The sequence below is a fragment of the Xanthomonas bonasiae genome, from assembly GCF_014836395.1.
Taxonomy (GTDB): Bacteria; Pseudomonadota; Gammaproteobacteria; order Xanthomonadales; family Xanthomonadaceae; genus Xanthomonas_A; species Xanthomonas_A bonasiae.
The window spans coordinates 238,724-253,555 of the sequence record NZ_JACSQX010000008.1; the positions used below are offsets into that span (position 1 = coordinate 238,724).

Annotated in this window: 13 protein-coding genes and 1 tRNA gene; 9 read left to right on the forward strand and 5 right to left on the reverse strand. The window is 69.1% G+C overall.

What is annotated here, in order from left to right:
- Positions 1–32 precede the first annotated feature (32 nt).
- From H9658_RS15010 to H9658_RS15020, 3 genes are all read left to right on the forward strand, one after another.
- On the forward strand, positions 33–1,139 hold the full coding sequence (locus tag H9658_RS15010; protein ID WP_318241380.1) for an OmpA family protein: 1,107 nt from the start codon (positions 33–35) through the stop codon (positions 1,137–1,139).
- Between the two features lie 436 nt (positions 1,140–1,575).
- Positions 1,576–2,520 carry a 2-dehydropantoate 2-reductase gene (gene panE / locus H9658_RS15015; protein WP_185825212.1) on the forward strand — a complete coding sequence of 315 codons (945 nt, stop codon included), beginning with the start codon at positions 1,576–1,578 and terminating at the stop codon, positions 2,518–2,520.
- A 436-nt stretch (positions 2,521–2,956) separates the two neighbouring features.
- Positions 2,957–3,469, forward strand: coding sequence for a hypothetical protein (locus tag H9658_RS15020; protein WP_064540326.1), 513 nt, complete (start codon positions 2,957–2,959; stop codon positions 3,467–3,469).
- 214 nt (positions 3,470–3,683) lie between these two features.
- Here H9658_RS15020 and H9658_RS15025 read toward each other — a convergent pair whose 3' ends face one another.
- Positions 3,684–4,481 (reverse strand): TatD family hydrolase, encoded by a 798-nt coding sequence (locus H9658_RS15025; RefSeq protein WP_185825211.1) that lies wholly within the window; start codon positions 4,479–4,481, stop codon positions 3,684–3,686.
- Positions 4,482–4,591: 110 nt separating this feature from the next.
- On the opposite strand from H9658_RS15025, the gene hrpB reads away from it, so the two are divergent.
- On the forward strand, positions 4,592–7,180 hold the full coding sequence (gene hrpB / locus H9658_RS15030; protein ID WP_191825934.1) for an ATP-dependent helicase HrpB: 2,589 nt from the start codon (positions 4,592–4,594) through the stop codon (positions 7,178–7,180).
- Positions 7,181–7,708: 528 nt separating this feature from the next.
- Positions 7,709–8,110, forward strand: a complete 402-nt coding sequence (locus H9658_RS15035; RefSeq protein ID WP_191825935.1) for a hypothetical protein — start codon at positions 7,709–7,711, stop codon at positions 8,108–8,110.
- 312 nt (positions 8,111–8,422) lie between these two features.
- Here the strand turns inward: H9658_RS15035 and H9658_RS15040 are convergent, their stop codons facing one another.
- Positions 8,423–8,959: a pseudouridine synthase gene (locus tag H9658_RS15040; protein ID WP_191825936.1), complete on the reverse strand. Its 537-nt coding sequence runs from the start codon at positions 8,957–8,959 to the stop codon at positions 8,423–8,425.
- Between the two features lie 113 nt (positions 8,960–9,072).
- Complete coding sequence (locus H9658_RS15045; protein ID WP_185821871.1) at positions 9,073–9,930, reverse strand: class I SAM-dependent methyltransferase; 858 nt, start codon at positions 9,928–9,930, stop codon at positions 9,073–9,075.
- Between the two features lie 175 nt (positions 9,931–10,105).
- Here H9658_RS15045 and H9658_RS15050 point away from each other — a divergent pair, with 175 nt between their 5' ends.
- Together H9658_RS15050 and H9658_RS15055 are read left to right on the forward strand one after the other, a co-directional pair.
- Complete coding sequence (locus H9658_RS15050) at positions 10,106–11,065, forward strand: aldo/keto reductase (protein WP_185821870.1); 960 nt, start codon at positions 10,106–10,108, stop codon at positions 11,063–11,065.
- Positions 11,062–12,108 carry an NADP-dependent oxidoreductase gene (locus H9658_RS15055; RefSeq protein WP_191825937.1) on the forward strand — a complete coding sequence of 349 codons (1,047 nt, stop codon included), beginning with the start codon at positions 11,062–11,064 and terminating at the stop codon, positions 12,106–12,108. The genes H9658_RS15050 and H9658_RS15055 overlap by 4 nt, the downstream gene beginning before the upstream one ends.
- A gap of 73 nt (positions 12,109–12,181) precedes the next feature.
- On the opposite strand, the gene pcaD is transcribed toward H9658_RS15055, so the two are convergent.
- Both pcaD and H9658_RS15065 read right to left on the reverse strand, forming a co-directional pair.
- Entirely contained in the window at positions 12,182–12,961 is a 780-nt protein-coding gene (gene pcaD / locus H9658_RS15060) for a 3-oxoadipate enol-lactonase (RefSeq protein WP_191825938.1), read from the reverse strand.
- 322 nt (positions 12,962–13,283) lie between these two features.
- Positions 13,284–13,772: a nuclear transport factor 2 family protein gene (locus H9658_RS15065; protein WP_191825939.1), complete on the reverse strand. Its 489-nt coding sequence runs from the start codon at positions 13,770–13,772 to the stop codon at positions 13,284–13,286.
- A 306-nt stretch (positions 13,773–14,078) separates the two neighbouring features.
- On the opposite strand from H9658_RS15065, the gene H9658_RS15070 reads away from it, so the two are divergent.
- Positions 14,079–14,264: a hypothetical protein gene (locus H9658_RS15070; protein WP_191825940.1), complete on the forward strand. Its 186-nt coding sequence runs from the start codon at positions 14,079–14,081 to the stop codon at positions 14,262–14,264.
- 442 nt (positions 14,265–14,706) lie between these two features.
- Positions 14,707–14,783, forward strand: a tRNA-Glu gene (locus H9658_RS15075).
- Positions 14,784–14,832: the final 49 nt, after the last annotated feature.

Here is a 14,832-nt window from a genome sequence, read left to right on the forward strand (position 1 = left end):
GCCGCGCGCCATTTCGCGTCGCCGATTGGTCGGTGTTCATCGTGGCGCAGGAAGATCGGCCGGGTTCGCGGCTACACTGTTTTTTCGTCCCCCGGCAAAGGAGTACCTCTGTGAAGAAGGCAGTAGCGGCGACGTTGGTCGTAGCGATTACCCTGGGTCTTGGCGCCTGCAAGAAGCAGGAGCACACCGCGCAAGGCGACGAGCATGCCGCCGCGTCCGCGGCCGCGGACGGCAGTCCGCAGGCGTCGCAACCTCAGCAGGAAACAACCGCCAAGGGCTTCGATGCGTCCAGCCTGCCGGTGTCGAGCGTACCGCTGGGCGCGTTCCCGTATATCGCGCTTCCCAACGGCTATGTCACCGGAAGCACGCCGGATCTCGCCGATTTCGACCAGGTGCCGTTCTGGACAGGCGATCGCCTGGAAACCGTGGAGGGCAAGGTCTGGTCGGCGCACATCGATGCCGCGCAGGGCAAGACCTTCTCGGACGTGGAGCTGGAACGCAATATCGAAGCGGTGGTCGCGTCGCTGGGCGGCAAGAAGATCTTCGACGGCAAGATTCCGGAACAGGCAGGTCAGAAGATCAAGGAATGGCCGCGCGACTTCGCGGTCAAGTACAACAGCGGCCTGGGCGATGTCTGGAACAATCCCACACAGGTGTTCGTCGTGCACCGCGCCGATCGCGACATCTGGATCCACCTGTGCAGCTACCAGTTCGGCGGCGGGCTGCTCATCGCTGAAACCAAGCCGCTGGAAATCACCGCCAGCGTGCTGCCGGCCAGCGAACTGAAGGCGCAGATCGACAAGACCGGCAAGGTGGCATTGCACGTCAACTTCGCCACCGACAAGACCGACATCCTGCCGGACTCGCAGCCGCAGATCGAGCAGGTCGTGCAGCTGCTCAAGCAGGATGCCTCGCTGAAGTTGGCCGTGAATGGCTACACCGACAACACCGGCGACCCGGCGCACAACAAGACGCTGTCGGACGGCCGCGCCAAGGCCGTCGCCTCCGCCATTGCGGCCCAGGGCATCGATGCGGCCAGATTGACGTCTGCCGGTTTTGGCGACGCCGACCCGGTGGCCGACAACGCAAACGAAGCTGGCAAGGCGCAAAACCGCAGGGTCGAACTGGTCAAGCGCTAAGACCTGTCAACAGAGTCCGCTTGGACGCCGCATCGGTAGCGGAAACCTGCACGCCTGGCTCGTCGCGGGCAGGTCCTTTCCGCGCGACGCCAGCGGGCTCTACTTGTACCACCTCTACTTGCACGCCCCCAAGGATCCCTTGCACGGATCGGCGCCGGTCCCCGGCGAATGCATCGCCGGCCGCCTCGCCGCCGGCTGGCGCCATCCATCCGCCACGCGAGGACCCGACGGCACCCTGTGGTTGGACAGCAGCGGCCTGCTGCTCGGCTATCGCGGCCGCATGGCAGCCGCCGCGACGAACGCAGCCTGCGCGTGGACGCGGTCAGCGACGAGCCCGTGCCCGCCAAGACCTTCGCGCCGCCGGACGACTTGCGCACGCCGCAGGCGCGCGACCCGCCGCGCTGAACCAGGCCGGCGTCGCTGCTACCATCGGTGCATGCGCATCCTGATCCTCGGCGCCGGCGCGACCGGCGGCTACTTCGGCGGACGCCTGGCCCAGGCCGGCGCCGACGTCACCTTCCTGGTCCGCCCGGCGCGGGCCGAGCGCCTGCAGCGCGACGGCTTGCGCATCCGCAGCACGCGCGGCGATGCCGACATCGCGGTGGCCACGCTGACCGCCGACATGTTGCCGGCAACGGCCGCCGCGCAGCCGTTCGACCTGGCGATCCTCAGTTGCAAGGCCTACGACCTGGACAGCGCGCTGGACGCGCTGGCGCCGGCGATGAGCCGCGACACCGCGTTGCTGCCGATCCTCAACGGCCTGCGCCACTACTCGGTGCTGGAAACGCGCTTCGGGGCCGAACGCGTGCTCGGCGGGCTGTGCTTCATCAGCGCCACGCTGGACGCGGACGGCAGCATCCAGCACCTGGGCAAGCCGGCCTCGCTGACCTTCGGCGAGCGCGACGGGCGCGGCGCCGACAGCGCACGTGTGCGCGACCTGGCTGCCGCCTGCACGCAGGCCGGCATCGACCATGTCGCCACGCCGCGGATCGCGCAGGAACAGTGGATCAAGTACACCTTCCTGACCGCGCTGGCCGCGGCCACCTGCCTGATGCGCGCGCCGACCGGCCGCATCGTCGCCAGCGACGACGGCGTGGCGCTGCTGCGTGGGCTGTATGCCGAATGCACGGCGGTCGCCGCTGCCGTGGGCGACGCGGTACCGGAAGCGGCGCAGGCCAACGCGCTGCAGCTACTGACCCAACCCGGCTCGTCGATGAAAGCGTCGATGCTGCGCGACCTGGAAGCCGGGCAGCAGGTGGAAGCGCAGCACATCGTCGGCGACATGCTGGCACGCGCCCGCGCTGCCGGCCACGCCGCGCCATGGCTGATGGCCGCTTACTGCCACCTGCAGGCCTACCAGGCGGGGCTGGCGGAACGATAGAAGCGGACCAGCGTGGCGACGCCTTCAGCGGCAGTGCGATTCGCTGAAGCGCCGCCGCAGCAGCCTCGCGCGCGCAATCTCCCTGATGTTGGATCGGGCACACCGTGGCGAGGCGCAATGCGCTTTGTGGGAGCGGCTTCAGCGGCCACAAGCGGGACCATGCGATTGGCCGGCCGGCAAGCGTCGGGACTGAAGTCCCTCCCACAGTGTCTCCGGCAGACGAACGCAGCGCCCCACCTCTTGTGCAGCATCGGGCCAGTCAGCTCACGGCGCACGTCCCAATAGTTGCTGTGATGGCGGCAGCGGATAACGTACGGGAACGCATTCCCCGCATCGGGACATTCGCCGCTTGCCACCGCCCCCCTCTGCACACGCCTTCGCGCGCCGCTGACGCCCGCCGCGCCTATGCTCGCCGACCTGACCACGGCGAACGGCGATGAAGTTCATGGAAAAGCTATTCCGCGGCGGCCATTTCGTCATCATCCTGCTGTTCCTGCTGTGCGCCGCCGGCCTGGTGGCGATGGCGGTGCTGGAGCTGTGGCACGGCCTCACCCCCGGCGGCGACCTGGTGATCCGCGACCGCTTCAACGTGGTGCTGGAGGCGATCGGCCTGCTCACCGTGGCGCTGGTGACGCTGGAACTGGGCCAGACCATCTTCGAGGAAGAAGTGCAGCGCGACGTCAAGGTCAGTGGCCCGACGCGGGTGCGCCGCTACCTGTCGCGGTTCTTCGTGGTCATCGTCATCGCCCTGGCGATCGAGACGCTGGTGTCGATCTTCGAACTGATGCACGACGACCCGGCCAAGCTGCCCTACGCCACCGCGGTCGGTCTGTGCGCGGCGCTGCTGTTGATCGCCTGGGGCGTGTTCGTCAAGCTCAACCGCAGCGCCGAGGAACTGGAGCCGGAAGCGATGGCCGAGGCCAAGCGCGAGGACGCGCAGGTCGAATAGCGAGCGTCCGTGCCGCGGAAAACCGGCAGGCCATCAATCCTGTAGGAGCGGCTTCAGCCGCGACAGGGGTTCCCGGTAATGCCGGTCGCGGCTGAAGCCGCTCCTACAAGATCTCGCAGCGCAAACGACCGCGATCGACTACTGCGGCCGGCACAGGACAAGCGCGCATCGCCACGCACAATAGCGATAGCCACAGCCGCGCGGCGGACGCCGCTCACGCGACATCCGGCAAGCGGAAGAACCCACGCGCGGTCGCAGTGGTCGCCGCCGCGGTCGTCGCCACGTCCTCGCCGCGGTCGCGCGCCAGTTCCTCGACGATGTGCGCCAGGAACGCCGGCTCGTTGCGCCGGTCCTTCGGCAGCGGCTTGAGCGTGCGCGGCAGCAGGTAGGGCGCGTCGGTCTCGATCATCAGCCGCGATGCCGGGATGTTCTTGACCAACTCGCGCAGGTGCGCGCCGCGGCGCTCGTCGCACAGCCAGCCGGTGATGCCGATGTGCCAGTCGCGGTCCAGATAGTCGAACAGCTCCTCGCGGGTGCCGGTGAAGCAATGCACCACCGCCGGGCCGAGCTTGCCGTCGAATTGGCGCATCAGCGCCAGGAAGTCCGCATGCGCGTCGCGCTGGTGCAGGAACAGCGGCTTGCCGGTGTCGGCGGCCAGCTGCAGCTGGCGCTCGAAGGCGCGATGCTGCGCCGGGCGCGGCGCGAGGTCGCGGAAGTAGTCCAGCCCGCACTCGCCCACCGCCACCACCTCGGCATGCGCATGCAGCGCGCGCAGTTCGGCGTCGCACTCGGCGGTGTACTCGAGCGCATGATGCGGATGCACGCCCGCAGTGGCGTAGAGGAAACCGGGATGCTGCTGCGCCAGCTGCAGCGCCAGCGGCGAGTGCTCGCGGCTGGCGCCGGTGACCACCAACTGCGCGACGCCGGCGTCGCGGGCGCGCTGCAGCACCGCGTCGCGGTCGCGATCGAAGGAGTCGTGGGTGAGGTTGGCGCCGATATCGATCAGAGTCATGCGGAGATGCCGAGGAAGCCGGGCAGGAAAGCGGGAGATTGTACGGGGCCGGCGCTATCGGCGAGATGGATGCGCTCTACAGCGGCGCAGCCGATCCGTATCCTTGGCCGATGGCCTCTCCCGTTTTTCCGATCGATCCGCTGCTGCCGCAGATCCGCGACAGCCTCGCCGCGCATCCGCGGCTGGTGCTGGAAGCCCCGCCCGGCGCCGGCAAGACCACCCAGGTGCCGCCGGCGCTGCTGGACGCGGCGTGGCTGCAGGGCCGCCGCATCGTGATGTTGGAGCCGCGCCGGGTCGCCGCGCGCAGCGCCGCCACGTTCATGGCGCGGCAGCGTGGCGAGACGCCCGGCGAGACCGTGGGCTACCGCATCCGCTTCGAGAACAAGGTATCCGCGCGCACCCGCATCGAGGTGGTCACCGAGGGCATCCTGACCCGGATGATCCAGGACGACCCGATGCTCGACGGCGTCGGCGCGCTGCTGTTCGACGAATTCCACGAACGCCACCTGGCCGCCGACCTGGGCCTGGCGCTGGCGCTGGACGTGCAGGCGCAGGTGCGCGAGGACCTGCGCATCGTGGTGATGTCGGCGACGCTGGACGGCGAACGCCTCGCGCAGTTCCTGGACGCGCCGCGGCTGTCCAGTGCCGGCCGCAGCTATCCGGTGGAGATCGCGCATTTCCCGGCGCGGCGCGAGGAGGCGCTGGAAGCGCAGACCCGCCGCGCCATCGAGCACGCGCTGCAGCAGCATCCCGGCGACGTGCTGGTGTTCCTGCCAGGGCAGCGCGAGATCGCGCGGGTGCAGGCGGCGCTGGAAGCGGCCGGGGTGGGGTTAGGGGTGCCCGCATCAGGCACCGCCTCGGCCGTACCCTCATCCGGCGCTGCGCGCCACCTTCTCCCGATGGGAGAAGGGAGCGGTGGCGTCGATGTCTTGCCGTTGCATGGCGAGCTGCCGGTCGAGCAGCAGGCCAAGGTGCTGCAGCCCGATCCGCACGGCCACCGCCGCGTGGTGCTGGCGACCAACGTGGCCGAATCTTCGGTGACCCTGCCCGGCGTGCGCGTGGTGATCGATGCCGGCCTGGCGCGCGAGCCGCACTACGATCCCAACAGCGGTTTCTCGCGGCTGGACGTCACCGCCATCGCCCAGGCCTCGGCCGACCAGCGCGCCGGTCGCGCCGGTCGTGTCGCCTCCGGTTGGGCCTACCGGCTGTGGCCGCAGTCGCAGCGCCTGGAGGCGCAGCGCCGCGCGGAAATGCTGCAGGTGGAACTGGCCGGGCTGGCGCTGGAACTCGCGGCCTGGGGCAGCGACGCCTTGCGCTTCGTCGATCCGCCGCCGGCCGGCGCGCTGGCCGCCGCGCGCGAACTGCTGCAGCGGCTCGGCGCCTTGAGCGAGAACCATGCGATCACCGCCAGCGGCCGGCGCATGCTCGCGCTGGGCACCCACCCGCGGCTGGCGGCGATGCTGCTGGCCGCGCCGGATGCGCGGGCGCAGGCGCTGGCCTGCGACCTGGCCGCGCTGGTCGAGGCGCGCGACCCGTTGCGCCAGGGCGGCGATGCGCTGGCGGCGCGCTGGCGCGCACTGGCCGGGTTCCGCCGCGGCCGCGCCCCGCACGACGCCAACCGCGGCGGCCTGGCCGCGATCGATGCGGCCGCCAAGCAATGGCGGCGGCGCCTGCGCAGCGACGCCGCGGCGCCGGACAGCGTGGAAGCGCACGAACTCGGCGACCTGCTGGCCCACGCCTTCCCCGACCGCATCGCCACCCGGCATCCGGCCGATCCGCTGCGCTACCTGCTGGCCAACGGCCGCAGCGCACGCCTGTTCGAGCACAGCGATCTGCGCGGCGAGCCATGGCTGGTCGCCACCGAACTGCGCTACGAAGCCAAGGACGCGCTGCTGCTGCGCGCCGCGCCGGTGGACGAGGCGCGGCTGCGCGCGGACTTTCCGCAGCGCTTCGTGCAGCAGGACGTGGTGCGCTGGGACGCCGAGCGGCGCGCGCTGAGCGCGCTGCGCGAAACCCGCTTCGACCGCATCGTGCTCGACAGCCGCCCCGCCGGCCGCGTCGATCCGGCGCACGCGGCGGCGGCGCTGACCGAGGCGGTGCGCGAACTCGGCCTGCAGGCGCTGCCGTGGAGCGAGCCGCTGAGCCAGTGGCGCGCGCGCGTGGTCGCACTGCGCACCTGGATGCCGGAGCTGGGCTTGCCCGATCTCGGCGACGCGGCATTGCTGGAAGGCCTGGACGGCTGGCTGCGCCCGGCCTTCGCCGGCAAGACCCGGCTCGACGCACTGGGCGAAGACGACCTCGGCGAGGCGCTGAAGTCGCTGCTGCCGTGGGACCGGCGGCAGGCCGTCGATCGCCACGCGCCGACGCGGATCACCGTGCCCTCGGGCATGGAGCGGCGCATCGACTACGCGCTCGACCACGCCGGCCAACCGCAACCGCCGGTGCTGGCGGTGAAGCTGCAGGAACTGTTCGGCCTGGCCGACACCCCGCGCGTCGCCGACGGCCGCGTGGCGCTGCTGCTGCACCTGCTCTCGCCCGGTGGGCGTCCGCTGCAGGTGACCCAGGACCTGCGCAACTTCTGGTCCAGCACCTATCCGGAAGTGAAGAAGGAAATGAAGGGCCGCTATCCCCGCCACCCTTGGCCGGACGACCCGTGGACCGCCACCGCCAGCCATCGCGCAAAGCCGCGTGGCACCTGAGCCGACGGCAGGCCATCGAGCCGATGTTGACGATCGCGCCTTGGCCGAAGCGGAGCGATCGCCAGCCGCGTCAGCGCGGTGGTGTTGAGCGCCAGCAGGCGTTCGACGCCCTCCGCCGTCTGCTCGGCGAAGCCGCCCGGCTGCCGCGCTGCAGGTTGCGGCCATTCGAGGCGGCGACAGCGGCGTAATGACGCTCCGCCTGCCTGCCGCGCTTCCGCCAAGGTCCGATGCAAGCACGCCAAGATACGGAGGCGGGCGAGCACCGCCTCACCCGCCGCTAGCCGTGATGGATGGCGAAAGCGATAGCCCCGGCACAAACGGTTCGCCGACCGGCCTGGCCCGCGGCAATATCGCCCAGCGCCGTCCCATCGAGAAATCCCCAGCTGGCGACCGCAAGCGCACCGACCGCCGCACCCGAACCGCCCTGCGCGTTCAGCCGCCAGACGATTCCACACCAGCGCGCTAACGCCATGTATACGGCGCCCAAGGGACACTGCAGCCCTTATTCCTGCCAGTAAGGACGCCCCCATGAGCAAGCTGACCATCATCACCGACCGCGCGCTGGATCTCGCCAGCCATGCCGGCGACAGCCTCCGTCACATCGGGCCGCAGGCCAACAAGTGGCTGCAGTCCGGCGCCGCCATGGGCGCGCTGAAGACCGGTGCGGCGCTGGGTGCGGTGAAGACCGGCACCAAGGTCGCGCGGACGGCGGTGCGCCGCAATCCGGTCATCGCGATCGCCGCCGCGGCGGTGGGCGTGGGCCTGCTCGGGTATGCGATCTACCGCAAGCGCCAGCGCGACAACAACGCGCCGATCGAAGGCGATTCGCAGCGCATCGAAGCCAGCAAGCGCGGCAACGCCGGTGCCCGTCGTTCGGCGGCGCGCCCCTCGCGCCGTGCCGCGGCCGCGCAGGACGCTACCGAAGAATAAGCATTGCAGCAGCGTCGCCGCGACAGCGACGACGGCAGCGCCATCGAAACAGCGGCCGGATGCATCCGGCCGCTGTTTCCGTTTACAGGCAGCGGACGACGTGGCGCCCAAGCGATCTGCGCGCGGCGACGAGGCCGCCGCGACGGCGATCGTCGAGCGCCTGCGGATACGCCACGCGGCACGCCCGCGTCTCAATCCAAGATTCGCGACCACCCGGCCCCGTTCCTGTAGGAGCGGCTTCAGCCGCGACGCTTTACCGATAGAGTCTGTCGCGGCTGAAGCCGCTCCTACAGAGACCGTTGCCCAGACGGCTTACAGCGCCCGCCACGCGCCCGGCGCCAACCCCTCCAGCCGATGCGTGCCGATCGCCGCGCGGACCAGGCGCAGGGTCGGCAAGCCGACCGCGGCCGTCATGCGCCGCACTTGGCGGTTGCGCCCCTCGCGCAGCACGATCTGCAGCCAGGCATCGGGCACCGTCTTGCGGAAGCGCACCGGCGGATCGCGCGGCCACAGGTCCGGCGCCGTCTCCAGCACGCCGGCCTGGGCGGGCGCGGTCGGTCCGTCGTTCAATACCACGCCATCGCGCAGGCGCTGCAGTTGTTCGGGCTGCGGCACGCCTTCCACCTGCACCCAGTACGTCTTCGGTTGCTTGTGGCCCGGGTCGGTGTAGCGGTGCGCCAGCGCGCCGTCGTCGGTAAGCAGCAGCAGACCTTCGCTGTCGTAGTCCAGCCGCCCCGCCGCATACACGTCGGCGGGCAGGCCGAACCCGGCCAGCGTGCGTCGCGGCGGTTCGCTGCGATCGGTGAACTGGCACAGCACATTGAACGGCTTGTTGAACGCGATCAGCATGGAAGCGGGGATTGGAGAGTGGGGATTAGGGATTGGCGAGCATCGGCGTCGCGCGCGACGCGGGCAATTCTCCCACGCCGGTTTCCTTTTCCCGCTGCCCGCGCCGGCCGCTTTCAGCGCTTGACGAACTTCAGCGTCATCCGGTCGCTCTCGCCTATCGCCTTGTACTTGGCGTCGTCGGCGGCATCGTGGCTATTGCTCGGCGGCAGCGTCCACACGCCGCCCGGATAATCCTTGGTGTCGCGCGGGTTGGCGTTGACCTCGCTCTTGCCGGCCAGCTTGAAGCCGGCCGCCTCGGCCATCGCGATCACCTGCGCCTGTCCGACGTAGCCGCTCTTATCGTCGGCCGGCACATCGGCCTTGGCCCGGTGCTCGACCACGCCGAGCACGCCGCCGGGCTTGAGCACCTGGTAGAAGCCCTTGAACATGCCCTCGGCCTGGCCGGACATGCGCCAGTTGTGCACGTTGCGGAAGGTCAGCACCAGATCGGCCGAGCCCGCCGGACCCAAGACCGGCGCGGTCGGCGAATACGCCACCAGCTTGGCGTGGTCGTACTGCGCCGGCGCGGCAGCGAACTTCTGCTCCAGCGTCGCGCGCGCCTTCTGCTGATACTCGCGGCCGCGCCCTTCCGGCACCGCCGTCGGATCGACCACCGCGGCGATGTACTGGCCGCGCTCGCGCAGGTACGGCGCCAGGATTTCCGAATACCAGCCGCCGCCCGGGGTGATCTCGATCACCGTCTGGGTCGGCTTGATGCCGAAAAACGCCAGGGTCTGCCCCGGGTGGCGATAGGCGTCGCGCTCGACGTAGACGCGGTCGCGCCAGCTGCCGTCGATGGCCTTCTGCAAGGCCGCATCGGGAGCGGGCAGGCTGGCGCTGTCGGCAGGCTTGATCGCCTGTGCGGCCGGGATCGCCAGCGTCGCGGCAATGGCAAGGGTACAAGCGCAGGCAAGCGTGGTGCGAAGGCTCATGGCGTACGTCCGTTGTCGGTGTGACGCGAGCCTAGCACGCATGCGCGCACGCCCGAATGTTGTCTTCGCGTTAGCGCGGATCACGCAAACGGAACGCTGTTTTCGCGACCATCGCCCCGATACCGAAACCTTGGACGACTATCCTGTCGCCCTTCCCCACAGCGGAGCGTTCCCCATGCTGCACACGCGCGAACTCGGCCGTTCCGGCCTGCACGCGGCGCCGCTCGCCTTCGGCGGCAATGTGTTCGGCTGGAGTGCCGACGCCAAGACCTCATTCGCCTTGCTCGACGCCTTCGTCGAAGCGGGCTTCAACCTGATCGACACCGCCGATGCGTACGCGGCCTGGGTGCCCGGCAACCGCGGCGGCGAGTCGGAAACCATCATCGGTCAATGGCTCAAGCGCAGCGGCAAGCGCGACAAGGTGTTGATCGCGACCAAGGTCGGCAAGTGGGCCGAACGCCCGGGTCTGGCCGCGGACAACATCGCCGCGGCGGTGGACGAATCGCTGCAGCGCCTGCAGACCGACGTGATCGATCTGTACCAGGCGCACGAGGACGACGAGTCGGTGCCGCTGGAAGCCTCGCTGGCCGCGTTCGGGCGGCTGATCGAGCAAGGCAAGGTGCGCGCGATCGGCGCCTCCAACTACAGCGCCGAACGCCTGGCCGAAGCGCTGAAGGTGTCGGCGCAATACGGGTTGCCACGCTACGAGACGCTGCAGCCCGAATACAACCTGTACGACCGCGCCGGCTACGAGGCCGGCCTGGAACCGCTGGTGCGCGAACAAGGCCTGGGCACGATCTGCTACTACGCGCTGGCCCGCGGTTTCCTCAGCGGCAAGTACCGCAGTCCCGCCGATGCGGCGAAGAGCCAGGCGCGCGGCGACAGCGTGATCGCGCGTTACCTCAACGCGCGCGGCCTGCGCATCCTCGCCGCGCTCGACGACATCGCCGGCAAGCACTCGGCCACGCCGACCCAGGTCGCCTTGGCGTGGCTGATCGCGCGCCCCGGCATCGCCGCGCCGATCGCCAGCGCCACCAGCATCGAGCAGCTGCAGCAGTTGTTGGCCGCCGCGCGCCTGGCGCTGTCGGCCGACGATATCGCGCAACTGGATACCGCAAGCAAGGAAACCGTATGAGCACCGCTTCCCACACCACCCGCGTGGTCCTCGCCTCGCGCCCGCAAGGTGCGCCGACCACGGAGAATTTCCGCATCGAACAGGCGCCGCTGGCAGCACCCGGTCCCGGCCAGGTGCTGCTGCGCAACCGCTGGTTGTCGCTGGATCCGTACATGCGTGGGCGCATGAGCGATGGACCCTCGTACGCGCCGCCGGTGCAACTGGGCGAGGTGATGGTCGGCAGCACCGTCGCCGAGGTGCTGGAATCGCACCACCCCGACTTCAAGCCCGGCGATCTGGTGCTGGTGCAGAGCGGCGGCTGGCAGACGCATCTGGTGGCCGACGGCGCCGGCCTGCGGCGCAAGCTCGATCCGCAATCGCCGTTGCCGCCGAGCACCGCCCTCGGCGTCTACGGCATGCCTGGCTTCACTGCGTACGCCGGCCTGCACGAGATCGGCAAGCCGCAGAGCGGCGAGACCGTGGCGGTCGCCGCCGCCACCGGCCCGGTCGGCGCCAGCGTGGCGCAGATCGCCAGGTTGCGCGGCGCGAAGGTGATCGCCATCGCCGGTGGCGCCGAGAAATGCCGCTACCTGCGCGAGGAATTGGGCCTGGACGTGGCGCTGGACCATCGCGCTGCGGACTTCGCCGAGCAACTGCGCGCCGCCGCGCCAGACGGCATCGACGTGTACTTCGAGAACGTCGGCGGCCATGTGTTCGATGCGGTGTTGCCGCTGCTCAACGATTTCGCGCGGGTGCCGGTGTGCGGCACCATCGCCACCTACAACAAGCGAGGTGAACTGCCGCCGGGACCGGACCGCCTGCCGGCACTGATGAACCAGGTGCTGCGCCAGCGGCTGACCTTGCGCGGCTTCATCGTCGGCGATTTCGTCAAGCTCTATCCCGAGTTCCTGCGCGAGATGGGCGCGTGGCTGGCCGACGGCCGCGTGCGCTACCGCGAGCATGTCGTGCAGGGGCTGGAGAACGCGCCGCAGGCCTTCATCGACATGCTCGGCGGCGGCAATTTCGGCAAGCTGGTTGTGCAGCTGGATGAAAGCCGGGATTAGGGATTGGGGATGGGACAGCCTGCGCTGCGCGGTCGGGATCGCGCGGCGCTTGTCTGTGCAGCCCTGACCGCGTCTATTGCAACAGGAAGCGCAGCAGCGCGTCGTTGAAGGCGTGCGGCGATTCCACATTGCACAGGTGCCGGCCATGCACCTGGGCGAAGCTGCCGCGCGCCGCCTGCGCGGCGATCGCCTGCAGATCGGCCGGCGGACAGACCGGATCGTCGTGTCCGGCCAGCGCCAGCAGCGGCGTGGCGATCTCGCCCAGGACCTCGCGGAAATCGGCGCTGGCCAGCGCCTCGCAGCAGGCCGCATAGGCCTGCGCATCGGTGCTCAGGAAGCTCGCCAGGATCGCCTCGACCGTTGCCGGCTGCATCTCGGCGAAGGCCGGGGTGAACCAGCGCTCGCGGGTGCCGGCGAGCAGCGACGCCAGTCCGTCGGCCTGCACCTGCGCGATGCGCGCCTGCCAGCCATCCTCGGTGCCGATCCTGGCCGCGGTCGCGCACACGGTGAGCGTGTGCAGGCGCGCGCCGGCGTGAACGCCCAGCCATTGCCCGGTCAGCCCGCCGATCGACAGGCCGCAGAAATGGGTGCGCTCGACCGCCAGCGCATCGAGCAACGCCAGTACGTCGCCGGCCAGCGCCTCGATCCGATACGGTCCAGGCGCGGCGCTCGAGGCGCCGTGGCCGCGGCGGTCGTAGCGCAGCACCCGGTAGTACGGTGCCAGCGCGTCGATCTGCGCGTCCCACATGTGCAGGTCGGTGCCGAGCGAATTGCAGAAGGTCAGCCATGGGCGGCCTTCGCTGCCGTCGATGCGGTAATGCAGGCGATGCGTCGGAAGTTCGAGGAAGGGCATGGCGGCGGGGTCGGCTGGGAAGGGCGCGCGACCGATGGCCGCTACCGGAGTCTAGCTCCCTAGCGCCTTGCCAGCATGCTCCAAGCGCGCACCGCCGGGTGTTCGCTACCGCAAGCCGGCACAGAACTCTTGAGGCGCATGCGCGACCGACTGCACGTGCGGCCCACACCGACATCCAATTCGCCACCCTGTGTCGGCGCCGGACAACAAGGAAATCCGTGCGACGACGGCATCACGACCACACGCACCGCGTCGCTGCGACAACACACCTCGTGCGTGCCGCAGCGACGCATCGCCGCGATGTCCCGGATCCTGGCCTATCTCACTTGGTCGCCGGATCCCAATGCTCCTGGATCTTGCCGTTCTGGATGCGGAACATGTCGAACCAGGTGGTCGTATAGGTCTTGGTCGCGTCCTTGGGATCGGGCAACGTGCGCACCGATACCAGGGTCACGTAGTTGCCCTCGGCGAGGATCGCCACCAGCGGCAGCTGCACGCGCGGCTTGATCGGCTGCGGTTTGACGAACGCGGTCAGGAACTGCAGGAATGCGTCGCGGCCGTTGGCCACGGTCGGATTGTGCTGGATATAGTCCTTGGCCATGTACATCGGCGCGTACTCGGTGTGCCCGGCTTCGAACACGATGCGCCAGAAGTCGTAGACCAGGCGCTTGTTCGCCTCGGTGCGCCAATCCGAGCCCTGCAGCAGCTGCTGGTGGTTGGAATTGGCGGTGACCGCGGTTTGCGCGAATGCAGAAGCAGCGGGGAACGCGAGCAGCAATGCGAGCAGAGACGCATGCAGGCGAATTTTCATTTTGATGACTCCGTCGGGGGAAGGGGCTTGATCGCTGGCGCCATCCAGTAACCGGAAAGTAAGTGATTGGCCGCTGAAGGACGCACCGCGAGCCTAGCAGTGCGCATTGCGCCAGGTCGGGCATCGCCCGGAGAAAATGCGGCCATTTCCCGATGATTTTTTTCGCTTTGCGGAGCCGGCCACAGTAACCAAAACACCAGAATTGGAAACGCCTCTTCGAGGATTGCGAATCTGCCGAGGACTGCTGACGCGCGGCGCAGCGATCGAGGCATTGGCGAGAGAGACAAAAATAATTCGATAAACCCCTTGCGCAACGAAAACAACGCAGGTAATGTGCGCGCCCATCAGCCGACACGTTCGGCAACGACGACTCCGACGATCATGACCTTCCGCCCCTTCACCGCACATCTGCCCGGCCTGCAGCGCGAAACGCGCGCAGCGGTCCTGCGTGCGCAGCGCGATGCCGCGCTGCGGCTGGATCGCGCCACCTGATCGACTGATCGCCCGTTGCGGAGATCGGTTGCATCGATCTCCGAGGAACGCGAACGCCCTCGGACACCATGCCGGGGGCGTTTTGCTTTGCGCGTTCGCATGCCATGTGTTTGTTTTTGTCGATCCAACATCCCAGGCACCCGGGCATGGAATGCCCGGAAACAGGGAAGTTTCGCTCGCGAGGCGCGCAAGCGCTGCGTCCAGGTGCCGGACGCGGGCGGCGGGAATGGAATCGACGCAGGAATTGCCGTTTCGAAAGAGGCGGCAATGGGAAACTGCACTTAATGGTCGCTAGCGGTACGGGATGCCATTCCCGTCCGGTGCGCACGGCACTGCCGTCGCGTATGCCTGCAGCCGGGACGTGCAGTTTCCACCAGACGTTAGCTCAGAGGTAGAGCAGTGGCGCGTCCACGTGTCGCCGGTTCGACTCCGGCACGTCACCTTTTGGATAGCTCAATTGGGTAGAGCATCGGAAACTCAATCCGAGGGTTGCGGGTTCGATTCCCGCTCCGAGAACCATGACCTGTCACGTCATGTGCAATACCGGGCGCAAGCCCAGCAAGTCGCG